The sequence below is a fragment of the Mesorhizobium sp. M1A.F.Ca.IN.022.06.1.1 genome (assembly GCF_003952605.1).
Taxonomy (GTDB): Bacteria; Pseudomonadota; Alphaproteobacteria; order Rhizobiales; family Rhizobiaceae; genus Mesorhizobium.
In genome coordinates this window covers 4,635,249-4,654,432 of record NZ_CP034455.1, presented here as the reverse complement: position 1 = coordinate 4,654,432, position 19,184 = coordinate 4,635,249, and the positions used below count along the sequence as shown (strand labels likewise).

General features: G+C 61.0%; 13 protein-coding genes. 8 read left to right on the top strand and 5 right to left on the bottom strand.

The features are described 5' to 3' along the window. Positions 1-268 precede the first annotated feature (268 nt). From EJ078_RS22065 to EJ078_RS22055, 3 genes are all read left to right on the top strand, one after another. Positions 269-3,325, top strand: a complete 3,057-nt coding sequence (locus EJ078_RS22065) for an STY4851/ECs_5259 family protein (protein ID WP_210212257.1) — start codon at positions 269-271, stop codon at positions 3,323-3,325. Further along, positions 3,325-9,390 carry a DEAD/DEAH box helicase gene (locus EJ078_RS22060; RefSeq protein WP_208720814.1) on the top strand — a complete coding sequence of 2,022 codons (6,066 nt, stop codon included), beginning with the start codon at positions 3,325-3,327 and terminating at the stop codon, positions 9,388-9,390. The genes EJ078_RS22065 and EJ078_RS22060 overlap by 1 nt, the downstream gene beginning before the upstream one ends. 136 nt (positions 9,391-9,526) lie before the next feature. Further along, positions 9,527-10,060, top strand: coding sequence for a very short patch repair endonuclease (locus EJ078_RS22055; protein WP_091595102.1), 534 nt, complete (start codon positions 9,527-9,529; stop codon positions 10,058-10,060). Here the strand turns inward: EJ078_RS22055 and EJ078_RS22050 are convergent. Continuing rightward, positions 10,011-10,505: an HNH endonuclease signature motif containing protein gene (locus EJ078_RS22050; protein ID WP_091595100.1), complete on the bottom strand. Its 495-nt coding sequence runs from the start codon at positions 10,503-10,505 to the stop codon at positions 10,011-10,013. The two genes, EJ078_RS22055 and EJ078_RS22050, sit on opposite strands and share 50 nt — an antisense overlap. 97 nt (positions 10,506-10,602) lie before the next feature. Here EJ078_RS22050 and EJ078_RS22045 point away from each other — a divergent pair. Next, a protein-coding gene (locus EJ078_RS22045) for an IS630 family transposase (RefSeq protein ID WP_164784121.1) occupies positions 10,603-11,546 on the top strand; the annotation gives its coding sequence in 2 pieces (ribosomal slippage) (positions 10,603-10,939 and positions 10,939-11,546; 945 coding nt in all). A 51-nt stretch (positions 11,547-11,597) separates the two neighbouring features. Here the strand turns inward: EJ078_RS22045 and EJ078_RS22040 are convergent. Beyond that, positions 11,598-11,990: a hypothetical protein gene (locus EJ078_RS22040; protein WP_091595098.1), complete on the bottom strand. Its 393-nt coding sequence runs from the start codon at positions 11,988-11,990 to the stop codon at positions 11,598-11,600. 117 nt (positions 11,991-12,107) lie between these two features. On the opposite strand from EJ078_RS22040, the gene EJ078_RS22035 reads away from it, so the two are divergent. Both EJ078_RS22035 and EJ078_RS22030 read left to right on the top strand, forming a co-directional pair. Further along, positions 12,108-13,178: a DUF262 domain-containing protein gene (locus EJ078_RS22035; RefSeq protein WP_091595096.1), complete on the top strand. Its 1,071-nt coding sequence runs from the start codon at positions 12,108-12,110 to the stop codon at positions 13,176-13,178. Then, positions 13,168-13,836, top strand: coding sequence for a hypothetical protein (locus tag EJ078_RS22030; protein WP_127324185.1), 669 nt, complete (start codon positions 13,168-13,170; stop codon positions 13,834-13,836). The genes EJ078_RS22035 and EJ078_RS22030 overlap by 11 nt, the downstream gene beginning before the upstream one ends. Here EJ078_RS22030 and EJ078_RS22025 read toward each other — a convergent pair. Continuing rightward, positions 13,833-14,987 carry a DNA cytosine methyltransferase gene (locus EJ078_RS22025; RefSeq protein WP_091595092.1) on the bottom strand — a complete coding sequence of 385 codons (1,155 nt, stop codon included), beginning with the start codon at positions 14,985-14,987 and terminating at the stop codon, positions 13,833-13,835. The two genes, EJ078_RS22030 and EJ078_RS22025, sit on opposite strands and share 4 nt — an antisense overlap. Positions 14,988-15,543: 556 nt before the next feature. On the opposite strand from EJ078_RS22025, the gene EJ078_RS22020 reads away from it, so the two are divergent. Then, positions 15,544-16,524, top strand: a complete 981-nt coding sequence (locus EJ078_RS22020) for a phospholipase D-like domain-containing protein (RefSeq protein WP_208720813.1) — start codon at positions 15,544-15,546, stop codon at positions 16,522-16,524. Here EJ078_RS22020 and EJ078_RS22015 read toward each other — a convergent pair. Next, positions 16,496-17,439 (bottom strand): IS630 family transposase gene (locus tag EJ078_RS22015; protein ID WP_164784121.1). Its coding sequence is split into 2 segments (ribosomal slippage): positions 16,496-17,103 and positions 17,103-17,439, totalling 945 coding nucleotides; the frame shifts between segments, so codons are not numbered across the junction. The two genes, EJ078_RS22020 and EJ078_RS22015, sit on opposite strands and share 29 nt — an antisense overlap. 118 nt (positions 17,440-17,557) lie before the next feature. On the opposite strand from EJ078_RS22015, the gene EJ078_RS22010 reads away from it, so the two are divergent. After that, positions 17,558-17,944 (top strand): hypothetical protein, encoded by a 387-nt coding sequence (locus EJ078_RS22010; RefSeq protein WP_208720812.1) that lies wholly within the window; start codon positions 17,558-17,560, stop codon positions 17,942-17,944. Positions 17,945-18,010: 66 nt separating this feature from the next. Here the strand turns inward: EJ078_RS22010 and EJ078_RS22005 are convergent, their stop codons facing one another. Beyond that, on the bottom strand, positions 18,011-19,180 hold the full coding sequence (locus EJ078_RS22005; RefSeq protein ID WP_091595088.1) for a hypothetical protein: 1,170 nt from the start codon (positions 19,178-19,180) through the stop codon (positions 18,011-18,013). Positions 19,181-19,184: the final 4 nt, after the last annotated feature.

Below are 19,184 nucleotides of genomic sequence, written 5' to 3'. Positions count from 1 at the left end.
GAGGAAAACTTCACAACTAATGCACAGTGTGTCACAATCTGAATTGGGAGCCTGGGGGAAATATGGACGAGCCGCGTCTAGGTCTACGCGGCGCTTACGAGGCCTTATTCCGATCGCGCGGATTATCGCTCCCTGATGGGCGCCCACTTTATCGCTACCGATTCAGCCGACAAGAGTTCGAGGGCGTTCGGGAGGTCCTAAAACGCCATGGACCGACCGCGCTGAACGACTCCCATGGTCAGGCTTTGTTCGTTGCTTTCACAGCCGAGTGGTATCGCCGGGAACGCGCCGGGGGGCTTGGGACTGGATCAGACCCTTAGCTGTCCTTGGAATTCGATATCACGCGAATGATTCGGCCGCCGACGTGCGCTACGCGGTGGTGCGGGAAGCCGCCGAAGCTGGCTTGAAACGGTGGCGACGCCCTCAGCCGACCGACGTGCCGCTCCTCTTCGGCGTAGTGCGCGAGGCGGGTTTTCCAGCTGCTGCCATCAAAGAGGGAACCTTGGGGTTATGGCTGAAGCGCAGCATCTTGGCGATCGAAATGGGCTTCACACCTGCCGAGGCCGTCGCAAGTGAGGCATGGCGGGCGGGCGAAACGCTTGTTCAGGCGCTGGTGGAGCCAGCCGTGGCGCTGTCCACGGTAATCGTTCGTTTCCGTCAACAATTGCCGCCCCTCCACGAACGAAATGACCGAGATCCCGTGCTCCACCTGGATTCTGTGGTGCCTGCTTGGCGCAACGATCTGCCTTTTGACTTGGAGGAAGGCGATTTTCGATCTCTGGTGGAAGACTTGGTCCGGACCCGGCGCGTCGAAGGGGGAGCCCTGGCGGCAAGCCGATTGCTGCGGCGCACCGCCGAAGGGTGGGCGCCGCGGGCCGAACTCACCTTGTCAGGTGAACTCGACGTGGTCCGAACATCTCCCCAATTGCAGGCAGCGATGGAAGGTGCCACTCGGCTGCGCATCTTTCCGCGGGGTGATCTGCCGGGTTTGAACCGGCCCATCGCCGTGCTGGAACAGGTGGAATCAGACGAGGCGACAGCGTGGGAGTCCCGTCCGCTGGTCAAGGCGTTCGAAGTTCCCGCTCGCCTGAACCAGGCAATTAGGTTGGCGGCAGTTGCAGGGGAGACCTTAGTCGAAGAGTTCACCGCGTTTGCCGGCGAGCCGGTAGACGCGCCTGTCCTCCTCTTCCAGCCAGATCCTGGCGTCGATTTTGAGAACGCGCTTGAACTAAGATTCATTGGCAGTTCGCCCTTTCGAAGCACTCGGCCATGGCTGGCTATGGCTGTAACGCAGGAGGCTCGTTCAGCACTGAAGTTCGAACAGCCTCCTTCTGACTTGGGAGACTGCATCCTCGATGGACGCTGTCTTCTGGCCTTCGTCGGGCAAGCTTCGCTCGACCTTGGTGATGGGCGTCTCACGTGGCGTAGCGCGGCCGAGCGCGAGGATACGAAGCGACTGATCCTCACAGGAGAGACTCTACGGCGGGTGCGCGAGACGGTGTTCCTAGGGACGCCAAAGGCTTGGCTTTCGGATGGTCAGCATCACACGCTGGTTTCGTCGGAAGACCTAATTTGGCGGTCGTTGGGGAGAGGCTCGTGGCGTTCTTCGAACAAACACGCGCCCCTGGGCAGGGTCGAGATCGCAATGAGGCGGGGCGGTGAACTGGTCGCTTGGACCTGCGCCGACGTTGCGCCGCGTGAATTGGTGCTATCGGGAGAACCGCGAACCCACTCGTTGAAAATCGAGAATCTGCTCGGGGCCAGCGTTGCGGCGAAGGGCGGTCAGATCCTTCCGATCTCCAGGAATGGTGATGACGCGCGCGTCGATCTTCGACTCCACACCCCAGGCGCGATGCTACACGTGGCGCTGCGATGGGACACCCAACTCGACCTAACGCTCGCTGATCCGATTGCCGAGCCGCTCCTGTTGACCCCGGACATGCGGCCCGCCGTAAGCCGGGCCCAGATTTCGATCGATCGACTGCATGGGTTCCGCCTGTTGGCGCCTGGCGGTCGCGACCTATGGCTGGTGGTTCGGCAGGGCGCAGGACAGCCCGTGCAGGCCACGCGTCGTATCGACGGTCTCGTCCCGCTATCGGCCTTTCAAGACGAATTGCGGGATCTCCTTGGTAGCTTTCCGGACCTCGATGCGGAGGTGCGCCTGAGCTGGGCCGGTCGAGGTGACCACTTCGCCGAGATCGCCTGGTACGACGAAGACCAGCCGCTGGTGGCCGAGAAAGGCATTTCGCCGTTCTCGGGCCTTTCGAGTATCCTTGGTTGGAATCTGGATGCGCTAGCGCTGACGCAGCCTACCGCGAAACTCTCCAACAACCTTCCACGCCTTTCCTTGCAGGAATTGCAGACGCGACTCCTGCAAGAGCTCGGTCCGGGCCCCTGGCTGATCTTCGGGCGAACCAATGACGGGACCTCGCTCAGACCGAAGGTGGTCGCCCAACCACCGGGCGACGACGATCGTGGAAGTGCGCTTCGTCTGGCCTTCAGGATCGCACGACGTGACGCCCGGGACGATGCATTTGCTACAGTGTTAAAGCACCCGGAAGCCTTGAACCGCGCTGATCTCCGCCTCTTGGTCGATCTGAGCGTGGCCGCGCGGGATCGCAACGTGCCCGTGCCGGCGATCGATGCCCTGCGGTCACTTTGCCGTGCCCCCCAGGCGGCTCCGTGGATCCTGTCGACCTGCGACACTCTTGAGGAGCGCGACGCCGTGATCCGGCTACAAAGTGAGTTACCCTTCCTCTGGTGCGCAACGGAAGTCGAGCACTGGGTGTCTGCGTTTCGAACGAGAATTGACGAGTTGGAGCGCCGCCTGGAACGGTTGGAACTACCGACTGCCGACGCAGGGCGCAATGTGGCGGCCGCCCTCGGCCAAATCGCTGATCTGGAGCCCGGGCTAGCGACTCATGCGTGGATCACCTTCCTATTGGTCGCGCCACGAGCAGATTTGGAACCCGGCCTCATCGGAAGGCTATGCCGGCGTCCGAAGGAAACGCTTCGGGAACTCGCCGAAGCGTTCGTGACTCGTCAGAGTGAGCATCGCGAGCCACCGACCGGATTGCATCTCGCGGGGCTCCTGCCAGAGCGACGCGAGCTTTGGGAGCGGTACGACCCAGCCTTCGCGGATTTGATCGCTGCTCCCCTAGTGGCGGCGCGAATGGCGGCCGGCAAACTCCATCAAAACCCGCAGGTTGTCGGACGATGTCGGGCCGCTTGGCTCCACGACCGTCAGCTCTTCGAGAGCGCTCTCGCCGTCGCCCTTGGACGCGAGACTATAGACCCCGGCACCACCCAACGAATGGACCTGTGATGGAAATCGAGAGGCTTCTGGCGCGGCTGCCACGCGATGCTGCAGATGCGATTGTCGGTATGGCTCGACTCCGTTCAGTCGATCTCAATCGGCATCTGCGTGAGGGCTTGGGTGCGCGCGCTGGTCAGCCTAACTCGGCCCTCTCCGAACCGTTTGTCGAAGGCGCTTATCCCTGGTTGCCGTTAGAGGGCGGTTGGGGCGGATTGCCGGCTGGCCTTTTGCACCCAAGAACGCTCGAAGTTCTGCGTGAAGTCGCATACCCGCCCTACACCCACCAGGTGGACGCTTGGAAGCAGCTTTGCGGCGAACGCGCCGCTTCGGTGATCGTGTCGAGCGGCACAGGCTCAGGGAAGACAGAATGCTTTTTGACACCGATTTTGGATGGGCTGGTTCGATCCTCCGATAGCGGTGCAAAACCGCTCGAAGGAGTGCGCGCGCTGATGCTCTATCCGCTCAACGCACTTATCGCCAGCCAGGAGGAGCGGCTGTCAAAGTGGTTCGCCCCCTTCGGCGGAGCGCTGCGCTACTGCCTCTACAATGGCGACACGCCGGAGAGTGTGCGGAGCACCGCCGCGCGTGGGGAACCCTGGAAGGTCGCTGATAGGACGACACTCAGGCGCTCGCCTCCGCCGGTTCTTGTCACCAACGTTACCATGCTGGAGTACATGCTGATCCGGCAGAAGGACGCACCGATCCTGCGGGCGTCACAAGGTACGCTTGACTTCGTGGTACTGGACGAAGCGCACTCATATGTCGGCGCCCAGGCGGCCGAAATTGCTCTCCTACTACGCCGCGTCGCGCTTGCTTTCGGTCGCAAACCCGAAGAGCTCCGATACGTCGCGACCTCAGCGACGATCGGCGGCCCGGACGCCGCCGAGCTACGATCCTTCCTTCGAGATCTGTCAGGCGCACCAGAGCAAAATATTCACGTGGTAAGAGGTGTTAGGGCGTCGCTACCGGCCTCTCCTGCCCTCAATAGCAATCTCATCGAACTTGACGAGATAGCGGGCATGGAACCGCTCCAGGCCGGTGAGATCTTCGCTAAGTCTGCACCGCTAAGGGTCCTGAGGGAGCAGTTCAGAGCCGGCGCCATCGTAGGCTGGAGCGGCTGGAGCGCGCAGGCGCGCCAGATCGGCGGCGCGGACGTAGACCCGAGGCGCCTGCTTGTCGAAGCGTCAAGGGCGAAGGACCCACATTCCGATCCGGCGCTGGCCAGCGCTGGCGGAGACTCAATCCTGCCGGTCCGCCTACACCTCTTCCACCGGACGCTTTCCGGTCTCTGGGCCTGCGTGAACCCGACCTGTCCCGGGCGGCCCGCCGCATCTGAAGCAGCCGACTGGCACTTCGGCGCCGTCTTCCTCGAATCGCGAGAGCATTGCTCACACTGCGGATCGCTCGTGCTCGAATGGGCCTATTGCATTCAATGCGGCGATGGTGCGCTCAAGGCTGAAGAAACTGCCGACGGATCGCATCTTGTGGCCTGGACAGGCGGCACAGGGGACGGTGAGTTCGAGCAAACGCTCGATCGCGACGAAACCTTCGGCGCCGAAGACGACACACAAGACGATGCGCCGCTGACCACATCCCCGGTCGTGAACCGCCGATATTTAGGGGCGCGCGGGGCACGGCCGTCTCCGATAATCCGCTTCGAGCCAAAAACCGGTGCGATCGTCGAGACCGTGGACGGCGCGGGGTTACCAACGACCGCGAGCCGCCACGTAGGTGAGTGTCCATGTTGCGGCTGGGCACCCAAGAAGGTGGACCTCGAGGCCGGCGTGCTTCGATCGCTCGTCGCGGGTGCGCCCTACTTGATGTCTCAGATCACCCCTGGACTCGTCGGGCACCTATCGCCAAAACCTGACGCTGACGAGCCCTTGCCGCTCGACGGCCGGCAACTGATTACCTTCACCGATGCGCGGCAGGGCACGGCCCGACACGCGGCGAACTTGCAGGTGGCATCGGAGCGCGGCTTCGTCCGAAGCTTTCTCTACCACTTTGTGCAGGATCGTCCCGTGCGGGACGACCAGGCCATCGCCGCGATCGAGGCTAAGCTCAAGCGACTGGCCTCCGACGAGCAGGACGGGATCACTCTCAGCCTCATGGCTGACCTTCGGTTGGCGCGAATCAGGCTCGAAGGGGTCGCCACCCCGAAGGCCTGGCGCCAACTTGTCGATCGACTCGCCGCTGAGCCCACAATCAACCGCTTTCTCTCGAATCTCTGGGTCGAGCGCGAAGAGACTTTCTCCGACCCAGCGCGGCTCGCTGAATTCATGCTATATCGGGAGATCATGCGACGGCCCGTCCGCGCCAACAGCGCTGAGACATTGGGCCTTTTGCGCTTGACCATTCCCGGCCTGGACGAGCCCAACGTGGTCGTTCCGGCTTCCGCAACGCGCTTAGGGTTGAATGCAGACGACTGGCGCGACCTCGTGCGCCTTCTCCTTACGCATTTTGTCCGAACTAACGTCATCCTGGATTTCGACGCTAAACGTTGGATGCGTTGGATTGACCGCCGCCAGAGCCACGTGGAAATGGTACCTTTCGAGCCTGCGCTTCCCTCAAGCCGATACGTCCGCTTCTGGCCACACCCCTACGGTCCAAGACCTTCTCGCGTGGTTCGGATGCTTGTCCAGGCGCTTGGTCTCGATCGCGATGATCCAAGCGTTCGGGATGACTTGAACGAACTTCTGCGGGCAGCATGGTCGACGTTGCAAAGGTTCATGACGGTCAGTCCGAATGGCTTCCGGCTACGGCTCGGCGACATGAATGTCACGCCGATCGAAAGGGCCTTCTGGTGCCCCAACACTCGACGTCTGGTGGACACGACCTTCCGCGGACTAAGCCCATACGACAAGCTCGGTGTGCACCCGAAAGCCGAAGCCGTCGACATGCCGACCCTGCCGTTTCCATGGCGCCGTGATGCCCACGGAGGTCGCGTCTCCGATTCAATTCTCGACGACTGGCTAGCGACCGATGAACGTGTCTCGCTCCTGAGGGCCAAGGGGGCCTGGGGCGATCAGCAGGATCGCGCGGCGAGGTTCTCGCCGTGGCTGCGCGCGGCGGAGCACTCCGCTCAGCAACCGAGTTTCCTGCTCCGCGACTACGAAAACGCCTTCAAATCTGGAAAAGTCAACGTCCTTGGCTGCTCGACCACCATGGAGATGGGCGTTGACATTGGAAGCATCGAGGCGGTTCTAAACACCAATGCGCCACCGGCGATCGCTAATTACCGGCAGCGTGTCGGCCGGGCGGGACGGGCGCGTCAGCCGATCGCTCTTGGCCTGACGATTTGCAAGGATCGACCGCTCGACCGACTCGCGTTCGCAGATCCCGGCGCCTTCCTGGCGCGAGAAGCGCCCGCGCCGGTGGTCAGTCTCGAAAGCCCAACCATCGCTCGACGTCACGCCCACGCCCTTCTTCTTGCGCGCTTTCTGGCCACTCAGGGCGCCGAACTTCACAAACTGACGAATGGCGCCTTTTTCGGCCTCGGACTCAGCGCAGAAGTCCTGAATAACTTGCCTTGGCGTCGCTTCCTAGCATGGCTCGACGCCACCGCTGCAGGTCTCAAGACGATGACATCGGATCTTGAGGAGGTGTTGCGCGGGACCCCCGTGCGACCAGACCCCGACCTCTTCGAAGGTGTCCGGGATACGATCGAGCGCATTCAGTCGGATTTGAGCGCGGAATGGGACGCACTAAGGGGCGATGAGCCGGATGCCGAAACCTCTGTGGTATCCAAGGCGCGGGACTTCCAACGTCGGAGGCTCCAGGGAAATTACCTTTTGGGTGAACTCGCCGGTCGCGGATTCCTACCGTCATATGGCTTCCCGAGCGACGTGGTGTCCTTCGTGACGGAGACTGGGGTCGAGCGACACAAGCGAGAGGACTCTGGCGAGAACCGCTTTAGTTCTCGAGGATACCCATCCCGACAACGCGACATCGCCATATTCGAGTATGCGCCTGGGCGGAGCTTGGTGGTGGACGGTGTCGTGCGAGAGTCCGCGGGCGTCACGCTGAATTGGAAACGTCCCGCCGATAAGGCCGGTGTGCGGGAGGTGCAAAGCCTTCGTCAGATGCGCCATTGTCAGTCCTGCGGCGCGTTACTGTCGGCGCCATCCGCCGTGTCTCCCGGCGCCTGCCCCGATTGCGGCAGCTCTGACTTCAAGATCATGCGATTCCTCGCTCCAGCCGGTTTTGCCGTCGACGCGCGCTACGAAGTTCATGATGACCCCTCGGACACCGGGACTTCAATGCTCGTCGACCCCTGGGTCTCGGCGCGCACTCTGGCTTGGCGCGCTCTCCCGGACCCAAACGTCGGGCGCCTCCGGACCGGCTCGGACGGTCTGGTCTTCTGGTTCAATCCAGGTCCGCACGGCCATGGGTTCGAGGTCTGCCTGCACTGTGGCCGCGCGGAAGCCGAACACCAAGCGGATGGCGCCGGGTCCCTCGCGGGGCACCGTCCACTTCGCGGAGGCCCCCGTGCGGCCGACGAACGCACCTGCACAGGCGCGCCGGAGATCAACCCCTATGCCGTGGCGCGCCATCTACGACTCGGTCACGAAATTCGAACCGACGTCTGCGAAATACAACTCTACGACTGCGCCAGCCGTGAAGTGGCGCTGACGGTGGCTTTGGCGATCAGAGAAGCGGCCGCGCGTCGCCTCGGCGTGGATGCTGACGAGATGGGCTTTGCGGCGCCTCCCGCCATCCATCCTGCCGGCCAGCGCAATTGGACCGCTGCTGTCTTCGACCGGGCGAGCGGAGGCGCCGGCTTCTCTGCCACGATAGCTCGTGATCCCATCGGCATACTTAACGAGGCTAGAGACTTGCTGGACTGCAGCAAGTTGGGCCGTTGTGGCGATCCCGATGCAGTATTCGCCTGCCCTCGCTGCGTGCTCTCGGTTGATAGCCAACATGCGGTCGAAGGCACCGACCGGAGGGCAGCGCATTCCCTACTCACCGCCATTGGACGCAGTCTGGACCTTCCCAAGCGCTTCCGACTGTTCGGACCTGCCACCGAATATGAATCCGCACCTCTCCCCCAAGCACTCTCCGACCGCCTTGGGGACGATGCGTCGAATACACTGGTCGTGTTCATGTCAGGGCCTCCTGCAGAGTGGGAATTGGAGACTTGGCAAATGGCGCCCGTTCTGGAACGCTGGGGCGCTCGCGGGCGCGGGGTGCAGATCGCAGTCGACGCGAGCGCGCTAACCGCTACCGATGCCGTCACGCGTCGGAACGTGGTACTATGGGCTCAGCGCGCACGCGTCGACATCGTAGCGCGAAACGAAGTCGACAACGACGCCTGGCTGGCGGGTGTGGTCTCGACACGTGGGCTAACCGCCTGGGCATCATCGTCTGCATCCGCGAAGGCCGTGGGTATTGGTTGGGGCTCTGTCTCCGATGCTCCGGTGGTACGAGGTGCAACGGCGCTTGCCGCGCCGCGGGAGCGGCTAGATGTATCCGCCCTGCTCTCGGCCGGCGGCAGTGAGGCCATTTTCGAGATTGCTGATGAGCTCGACGGACCAGCCGCGGGTTTCGGTGCCCGGCTCAGGGCGCTGTTGCGCGCGCGCTCGACGGAATTAGCGCAGGTATTCGCTGCCCCGTGTTTGGAGATTCGCTATTCGGACAAGTACCTGTTCAATCCGCTGTCCATCCGTCTCCTGACGGAAGTGGTCGCCGCCTTCAGCGACTATGACACCAACGTCAAAGTGCAGACTCTCGCCGCCAAGACCGGCGGTGGGGCTCGTACAGGACCGTGGTTGCATAGGGATTGGGCCGACCTAGTTACGCGTACGGCGGTTATGGAGCAATCGCTTGTCGAGGTGGTGCCGAAAGTGCAGTTGTCACAAGTCCAATCCGCGCCGCACCGCCGTCGCCTTGAATTTCGAACGCCGCGTGGCTCTGGCACGATCTTCTTTGATCAGGGAATGGGCTCATGGCGAGTTACCGACGAACACCACGATCATGCTAGCTCAATCTCTGAGCAGGTGACGAGCCTTAAACGACCGTTCTCAGTTCTCAACGGTCTAGATGGGACGTTCCTTGCGGTGAGACTTGACTGAGAGTCGACTCCTCAAGGAATGCACGGTTCAGCGTGAATGGCGCGTCCGGCCAACTTTGGCGCCTGAAGGCGGCTGTTTTTGCGACGTTCGCCTATAGCGTCGCAGGCGGCTGCATCCCTAATGAGCACTGAGAACCATGACCTGTGACCATATAGACAACGACGATTATCCCGTTAGTTCACAGCGCAGCAGGATAATGCGTTCGGTACGGCAAAAGGACACGTCGCCCGAGATGAAAGTGCGATCGGCTCTTCATGCCGCCGGTCTGCGATACCGCCTTCATGTTAAGGGCCTCCCGGGAACGCCGGATCTCGTTTTTCCCCGGCGAAAGGTCGTGGTATTCGTTCATGGCTGTTTCTGGCATCGCCATCCGGGCTGCCATCTCGCGACCACGCCAAAGTCCAGGGTCGCGTTCTGGACGGAGAAGTTTAGGCGCAATCGGGAGCGTGACGCCGCTGCTGCGGGCGCACTGCGTTCGCGGGGCTGGGCTGTCGTGGAGGTGTGGGAATGCGAGATAAAGCGTAACGACTACCTGGAGCCGCTCCTACAAATATTGCGACTGGCGATAGATGCGCGGATGAGCCAACCACACCGCCTTCATCGAAGCTTTAACGCTAGTCTCAGACGGAAAACTTCCGAATCCGGAACGCGAGGTGCGGAGGGAGGATGAATTCGAATTCGTCGCCAAGGTGCAGCACCGTGGTGACCTCGAAGTGAAGCTGGCGATGGTGATTTGGACAGACCGTAATGACGTTTTGCGGCCCCAGCACATCAACGCTGAGTGTCGATACCTGCACCACGTGGTGAGCTTCGACATACGGCATACCATCCGGTTTGAAGAACGTGGCCCAAGCCTGACCCAAGACGTCGCAGCCCTGACACCGGTGGTTGTTCGTTAGCTTCACCATTGCTCCGATCGGCCCGCGTTCCACGTATCGGCTAATCCGGTGCTTGATGATCGGAGTAGCATCGCGCGTCAAATCCCACACCGCTTTGCGTATTTCGGGGTTTTGCAGGTCGGGTGCGCTTGCGAGTAGGGGCAGCTGATCAACGTTCGTACTAAAGTCGACAAGTGAGTCGATGAAGGCTTGTGCGGTGGCGGTACCGCCCCGCAACGCCGGTTCTAGAGCACGTCCTGTGATCGATGAATCGATTGTGAAGTGACGGCTGCGTTTTGTGCTGATTCAACGTCCACCTCGATGGAGGTTGACGATGGGAAAAGCATTGAGCGTGGATCTTCGGTCGCGGGTCTTGAAGGCTTCGGACGAGGGCATGTCGGCGCGGCAAGCGGCGGCGCGGTTCGGCGTGGGAGTGTCCAGCGCGATCCGCTGGATTGCGCGGGCGAAGATCGGCGAACTGGCGCCCCGCCCGCAGGGCCGCCGCCGTGCCTCCAGCCTCGATGCGCATGAAGCCTTCGTCGTCGGGCTGATCGAGGAGCGCAAGGACATCACGCTGAACGAGATGGTGGAGCGGCTCGTCGCCGAGCAGTCGGTGCGCATCAGCCGCAGCGCCTTGAGCGCCTGGCTTCGCCGCCACGGCTGGACATTCAAAAAAAGTCCGCGCACGCACTGGAGCAGGATCGCCCCGACATCCTGAAGCGGCGCCGCGACTGGTTCGACGGCCAGCTCGACCTCGATCCGGCGAAGCTCGTGTTCATCGATGAGACCGGCCTCTCCACAAAGATGGCCCGCCTGCGTGGAAGAGCGCCGCGCGGCGAGCGCTGCCGGGCCGGCGTGCCGCATGGCCACTGGAAGACCACAACCTTCACCGGAGCGCTGCGGCTGACGGGCATGACTGCGCCCTTCGTCTACGACGGCGCCATGAACGGCAACGTGTTCCTGGCCTATGTCGAGCAGGTGCTGGTCCCGACATTGTCGGAGGGCGACGTAGTTGTCATGGACAACCTGCCCGCCCACAAGGCCGCCGGCGTGCGCGACGCGATTGAGGCCGCAGGCGCGAGCCTGCTCTACCTGCCGCCTTACAGTCCCGACTTCAACCCGATTGAGAACGCCTTCGCCAAACTCAAGGCGCTGCTGCGAGCAAAGGCCGAGAGAACCATCAAGGCGTTGTGGGACACGGTCGGCGCGGTCGTCGACCTCTTCACCACAGCCGAATGTGCCAACTACTTCAAAGCCGCAGGATATGAACCGGATTAAACAGGACGCGCTCTAGTCTCGGAAGAGAAGGGCGGATGTCGAAAGATACCGCTAGTCGTAACTTTTATTGCCGGTGCCGGCAGATCGACGTTCCGACCTTCCGATCGTTGAAACGCTCCGGCGGATCTGCAATCTGAGTTCGCCGATATCGGAAACGTCGGATAGACGAATGGGATAGTCGGCCGTCTCCAATTTAACTCGACGGTCGTTCGGGTCGAGGTCGGCGAGGGCCTTACTGTCGACCCACGCCCCCTCAAGATTGCCACCGAGCACCGCGAGGCGGGCTAAGATGGTTTCAAGGGTCGCGATATAGTCCGGGTTGTAGGCGGGCTTGCCTCGGGAGACGCCGCCATTCGAGTGAAGCACGATGTCGACCCCGATGGCCGTTTCTTCGACCTCGAACTCTGCGTCCAGTATCTGACCATCCTCACCGAAAGCCGTCAAGACATTTTCCTCACGGCGCCGAGTGTTGGGCGAGCGACGCAGGGTTCCGATTCTCTGCCTCGCTAGCGATCATGCCAAGAATCTGACATCTATGCATCTTGTCGGGACCAAAACCTTATGTCGAACCTTTTACTGCAGTTGGCAGACCCGGACGAAGTGGCTGCGATCGTCGATGATGTGCGCCGGGAGGCTCGGTACGTTGTTACGGACTTTTCCGTCGAACTGGTGGTTTCGAAATTTCGCGATGAGGCCGAGACGGAAGGGGACATCTACGTTCCGGAGTATCAGCGAAGCCTCGCTTGGAACGAGGAGCAAAGCTCCTATTTCATCGAGAGCCTCATCCTCAGGGTCCCAGTTCCTCCGGTATTCCTCTATGACGTCGAGGGGCGCTTGGAGATCGTTGACGGCTCGCAACGGATCCGAAGCCTAGTACGATATTTGCGGGATGGGTTCGCGCTGAGAGGTCTCGAGAAGCTAGACATACTGAACGGATATCATTTCGCCGATTTGCCGCCCTCGGTGCAGCGGCGTCTCAACAACACGCCAATACGTTCGTTCGTCTTGGACCAGGGAACCGACGAAAGCACCCGTGTTGAGCTGTTCAGGCGCCTCAACACATCAGGAAAGCGACTTGAAGACGCCGAAATACGGAAAGGCGTTTACCGCGGTGCCTTCCTCGATCTGGTGATTGAAAGGGCTGCATCAGACCTCTTTAAGAGCTTGACGCCCCATATGGCCAAGGGCGTCGACGCTCGCAGCGAGCGTCAAGAGCTAGTCACGCGCTTTTTCATCTACTGCGACCGCTACCTGGCGTTCCGCCACGATGTCAGGAAATTCCTCGACTCCAACATGGACAAGCTGAACAAGTCCACTGACGAAGCGCGGCTCTCGGAGATGGGCGCCGAATTCGAGCGGACAATGCAGTTTATCCGCATGTACTATCCGAAGGCCTTCTATCGGCCGGATGGAGGGAAACGCGTTCCTCGTGTCCGCTTCGAAGCCATTGCCGTTGGAACGGCGCTCGCCTTACGGAGCGATCCGGCCTTAAGGCCGCCATCGGATGCATGGCTGCGGTCGAAGCAGTTCGAGGAGCTGGTGCGGACGGACGCCAGCAACAGTGCTCCGAAGCTCCGGGGGCGTATCGAATACGTCCGCGACAGCCTGCTCGGCCGTCCGTATGAGCGTTGAGGGACGCTTTCGCGTCCGCGCGCAGGACGTGTCCGAGTACCTAAAGTCTCTGCAGTCGCTGGAGCGTGTTTACAACATACCCGGCCGCAGTTTCTACCGCGCAACGGCGGCGATCACGGCGTCCCGCGCCTCCGCCTTCATCATGATGTACAACTGCATAGAGTTCGGTTCCCGAGAGGCGTTGGTAGGGCTGCGACAGGAGATCCTGGCACGCGGTGGCGGCTTTATGGCTCTGAAAGACTACTGGCAGGAAGAGATAGCCCGAGCTCACTTCCGCGACCGGCTCACCCAGGGCGCCAACCACGACAGCCTCATCCGCGACGTGGCCAGGTTCGCGCCTGGGGTCGTGGACTGGAAATCAGACCTGCGCCGTCTGCCGTTTTCCGGAAATGTCGACAACGAGGAATTGCTACGCTTCGTCGCGCGGATCGAAAGCCGATGGCGACCACCGCGATCTTGCCTCGGCGGTTCCGACCTGGTCCTTATAAGACAGATGCGCAACACACTTGCTCATGGCGCCGAGACGTTCGAGACCGTCGGTTCCCAATTCAGCACTCAGGACATTACCGAGAAGTTTCGACGGACAAGGATCTTCATGGTCTCGCTCATTAAGGGGCTTGAGCGCTACAAGACAAGGCAGCACTACCGCCGCGTTTAGGCGGGTACTTCTTCGAGACCGCAGTGGGTCGCCAGTGCTTGCGCGAAGTCTTGGTTCTTAGTTAGCCCACTCTTCATGTAGCGGCGAAGAAATCCCTCGGCGGCGCGGACGGATAATGTCTGTGCATCGTTCAAGCCAAAGCTCGCGATCGAGACGCGGCGTTCGTCTGCCGGTCCTTCACCCGCCCCAGGTATGTAGCGTGAAGTCTGCTTAGGGCCACCCCACGCCGCGTTGTGCTGGGAAAGCGTCTCGGTACCGTGTTCCTGATAGGCAAGGCTGTGGGCTTCCGAGGCCACCAGACGTTGTCCGACCCAGGTCGCCACAGGCACGCTCACAGCGTTGCCAACAAGGCGCCAGCGCCCGCGCTCGCCCTTATTGGTGTCGCGGGCAGCCGCCGTCCAGCCAGCGGGGAAACCTTGAAGGCGTTCCGCATCCTCGATGCCAGGCGTCTGAAACAGTCCAGTTTCCACCGTCCAAATAGCAGGCGGTGAAGGTATGCTTAGGCCGGAGCCCCCTTTTAGGGGTGGTACTGCATCAGGGGTCCAACCCACGCCACGATTGCCCTCAGTCCAGTAAAATCCGATGTTGGCCGCCCAATCGCTTGCGGGCGCTACGCGGTCGATACCGTCGAAGAGGAGGTTTCCGGGGTCACCCTCCAACATGCCGACGATGAAAATGCGCCGGCGTCGATGCGGAAGCCCAAATTCCCGAGTGTCCAGCACGCGGTACGCCCAGCGGTAGCCGCGTTCGGCTAGCTCGGCGGTAACGTACCGTACTGCCTTGCCCTTCTGCAGATTTAGGGAGAACGCAACGTTTTCGAGAACTATAGTATTCGGCTTCTTCGGTGTAGCGTCGAGCAACCTGAACACGTGCGACACCAGCCCGGACTGGCTGCCGTCCAAACCAGCCATCCGTCCAGCTTGACTGAGATCCTGGCAAGGCCAGCCACCGACAAGGGCGTCGCACTTGGGAAGACGAGGCATGGCCGTGACATCGTCGACAAGACTGATCTCCGGAAAGCGGCTTCGCAAGACGGCCTGTGCCGCAGAATCCTTTTCGCACATCAGGGACGTCTTTAGGCCCGCTTTGGCGAAACCCACCTCGAATCCACCAATTCCCGAAAATAGGCTTGCGACGGTCTGATTCGACATGAGATTCTCCGAATCCCTTATCAGTTAACAGAGATCCGTTTCAAACTCGAGAAAATAAATCGCAGCTTGGCTAGCGCCAAGCTGGCCAATATGGCTCGATCGCCCATCTGCGCAGGCAGGGCGAAGGTCGTGTTTCAGGAAAGTCGGGGAATTCACTCAGAGTTCAAGGTAGAACTTTCTAGCCGGTTGGCCCGAAAGCAGGCCTGTTGAAGCGTCTGCTTCGGGTCACGTCACGAAGATACTCGCACCGAATTGAAGGTCCGTTATGGAAGATCCGAGGCCCGAAGCTTCCAGTCCGCTATCGGCCCCAAGAATGACGGGCTGCAATGCGCCATATCGGTCGTATAAAGTGCCCCCATCCGTTCCCGAAAGCCGTCGTCTGTTACCTGGCTCGTGAGCTGCCGGCAGTCTATCCGAGGTTTCGTTACAATTGTCGGCGGACATCTCGAACATCGTTGCAATTGACGCACACGGATATCTATTAGATGGCGGTAAATCGGACGGTAGCCGCTATTCTCGAGACGGCGGATTCTGCCATTGAGGGGGATGTACCGGCATGCGACTCATCCAGAACAAGGCGTCCGATGATCATCGGACCGCTGTCGCCCATGTTTTGGAGGGCGCTGAGCAGATCAGCATCGCCGTCGCCTTCCTAAAAGAGGGTGGCGCACGGATCATCGGGCTGCTCCTAGAGGCACGCCTGAAGCAGGGCGCTAAAATTGAAGCTTTCCTCGGTACTGATTTCTACATCACCGAGCCGAGGGCGCTCGCGCATTTGCTCGCAATAAAGAAGCGGTTCGGGGCCTTCGAAATGTTTCTTGCAAACGGCAAGACCGCAACCTTTCACCCGAAGTCCTATGTCGGACGAAGCGAAGGCCAGGTTCGGTGTCTGATCGGGTCAGCGAACCTCACGACCGGCGCCCTGACAACAAACGATGAAATTTCAATCCTGGCGACCGTGAACTCGGACGAACAACTGTCGTCGGATCTGAAAGTCACCTTTGCCGATTTTCGTGAGAGCGGCAGCTTCCAAGAACTCGATGACCTGGTGCTTGGGCAATATGCCTCGCGACACAAAGACGCCGAGCGATTGCGACGCAAACTTGAGAAAGAGCTCGAAGACAACTTCGCCGCACAGTTCGATCTGCGGCGCTTGAATGGCTTCCTCCGCCAGTACCGCGCAGACAAGACCGAACGTTCCGCGCTGGCGAAGCGCCGGACCGATCGGGACAAGGCATTGAAGGTTCAGCAATTGATCGCGGATCTCGGCAACGCGCCGAGGATTTCGAAGGAAATGAGGAGCGTCTTCGCAGAGAATCTAAGCAATCTGATTTCTTCAAGAGAGCCTTATCAACATCTCTGGCATTCCGGCGACATTCATCGACGAGGGTCGGCGGCACTCGATCATCCCAAGAAGACGATCACACTGTTCGCCGCGGGCAGGAAGGCAGCCAAACTCGCGCCAGAACGGGGTTACGAGCAGATGCGTCAGCTAGAGCGCGTCCTGTTTAATCCGGTTCATATCCTGCGGCTTTGAAGTAGTTGGCACATTCGGCTGTGGTGAAGAGGTCGACGACCGCGCCGACCGTGTCCCACAACGCCTTGATGGTTCTCTCGGCCTTTGCTCGCAGCAGCGCCTTGAGTTTGGCGAAGGCGTTCTCAATCGGGTTGAAGTCGGGACTGTAAGGCGGCAGGTAGAGCAGGCTCGCGCCTGCGGCCTCAATCGCGTCGCGCACGCCGGCGGCCTTGTGGGCGGGCAGGTTGTCCATGACAACTACGTCGCCCTCCGACAATGTCGGGACCAGCACCTGCTCGACATAGGCCAGGAACACGTTGCCGTTCATGGCGCCGTCGTAGACGAAGGGCGCAGTCATGCCCGTCAGCCGCAGCGCTCCGGTGAAGGTTGTGGTCTTCCAGTGGCCATGCGGCACGCCGGCCCGGCAGCGCTCTCCGCGCGGCGCTCTTCCACGCAGGCGGGCCATCTTTGTGGAGAGGCCGGTCTCATCGATGAACACGAGCTTCGCCGGATCGAGGTCGAGCTGGCCGTCGAACCAGTCGCGGCGCCGCTTCAGGATGTCGGGGCGATCCTGCTCCAGTGCGTGCGCGGACTTTTTTTGAATGTCCAGCCGTGGCGGCGAAGCCAGGCGCTCAAGGCGCTGCGGCTGATGCGCACCGACTGCTCGGCGACGAGCCGCTCCACCATCTCGTTCAGCGTGATGTCCTTGCGCTCCTCGATCAGCCCGACGACGAAGGCTTCATGCGCATCGAGGCTGGAGGCACGGCGGCGGCCCTGCGGGCGGGGCGCCAGTTCGCCGATCTTCGCCCGCGCAATCCAGCGGATCGCGCTGGACACTCCCACGCCGAACCGCGCCGCCGCTTGCCGCGCCGACATGCCCTCGTCCGAAGCCTTCAAGACCCGCGACCGAAGATCCACGCTCAATGCTTTTCCCATCGTCAACCTCCATCGAGGTGGACGTTGAATCAGCACAAAACGCAGCCGTCACTTCACAATCGATTCATCGATCACAGGACGTGCTCTAGCGCTCGGTATTCCTGGCGTGGGCGTGAATATGATCACGGCGATTCTCTGCACCTTCGCCCCGAAGCGGTACGCTGTCTTCAACGGCAATACCTCCGGCGCCCTAGCGGCGATCGGCATTGGCGCGCCTCGAAGTCCAACTGTCGCAACGCTGTCGGCCGAACGATACACGCAATTGTGCGCTACCATCGACGCGCTGCGGAGGCGCATCGGTGGCGCTGATTTCACGGACGCCGACGCGTTTCTCAACTGGCTGTATTTCAAGACGAAGCCTTCCAAGCGCGCGCATGAGGGAGGCGCCCCAAAAACCTCACCTTGCGTGTCGCGGCCACGCCAAGTTGTCCGGCAGCACCGCGCCTCTAATCGGCCGTTCAGGCAGAGTTTGCCTTCACCGAAAGCGGGCAGTCCGTTCGAGTGAACCACATGGCCCATAGTGCCCCAATCGAACGAATCTCGCTTCTATGGCGTGACCCGAACGGCGCTCTCAGCACGCCCACGGCATCAGAGTTGTCAGCTGGAAATAAATGCGCCAGGTGAGTAGCGCCCCGAGCCCGCAGACGACAAGGATGATGCCAAGGACGAATCGGTGAAGTGTAATCCGGTTTTCCAGCTTGCGATAAAGAGGGAGGAACTCCGCGGCGACGACCGAGTAATCGCCCTTCAGCTTGGTCTTCTGTCGGGTCAGATCGTCGTCTATCGTCGACAGCGTCAGCAGCTGGTTGACGATGGCAAACGCCAGGAGGGCAACGAACAGCGTTGCACCGAGCGAGATGGCGAGGTTTGCCCAGAAATTCACGTCGCATTGAGTTGCGGGCTTGAGCTGCGTGGCGATGATCACACTCGCGACGGGAATGCCCATTATCTGGTTCTGGATGTCATGGAATGTCTTATGGATCTTACCGGTGTAGTCCGCGATGGCCTCTTCCGCCTTCCCCCGGATCTTGTCGTACGAGAACTCCGACGCGAACAGCCTATAGCTGTCCTCGCACTTTGTGACGAAGTCCCGAAAGTGTCGAAGAAGGTACCTGAAGCGCTCGCCTTCGGGATGGGTGCGACACGTCTCGATGAGCGTGGTAGCAACGATCGCAGCCTTCTGGTCCTTGTGCACCTTCTGCATGACGAAGTTCTCGAACTCGTCGACCAGTATGGAGTTTACGGAGACAAGGTCCGATGACCTGAAGTCTACACGGACCATCAGCCGGATCGAGCCGAGGAACAGCATCTCCGCCTGGTACGGGTCGAGAAACGCAGCCGCCTCTTTTAAGGTGCGGACCAGGCGCAATGCGTTCCGGTAGCGCGCGACGGCGTCGGGAACGACGGTATCGTTGTAGGCGAACCTCTCCTCGATCAGGTAATAGCGCTCCGGCTCGGCTATGCGGTTGCGACGGTTCTCGAGCAGCCGGTCGAGGGTGAGCGCGAGGAAGCCAAGTCCTGTGCGTGGAGCGCCGATTTCGACGCTAACTGTCGCGCCTATGACGACCGCCGACGCTGAGTCGACCGTGAATGCCGCGTCGTCGAAAGCCTTCTCATCGCTTTCAATCTGCTTCAGCGTTTCCACAATGCTGTAATCGCGGACCGTCAACTTTCCCGCGGAGCCATCTTTCGAGAACTCCGTGTTGCGGTAGAGTGCTATCAGCTGGTCGAACGTGATCATGAGG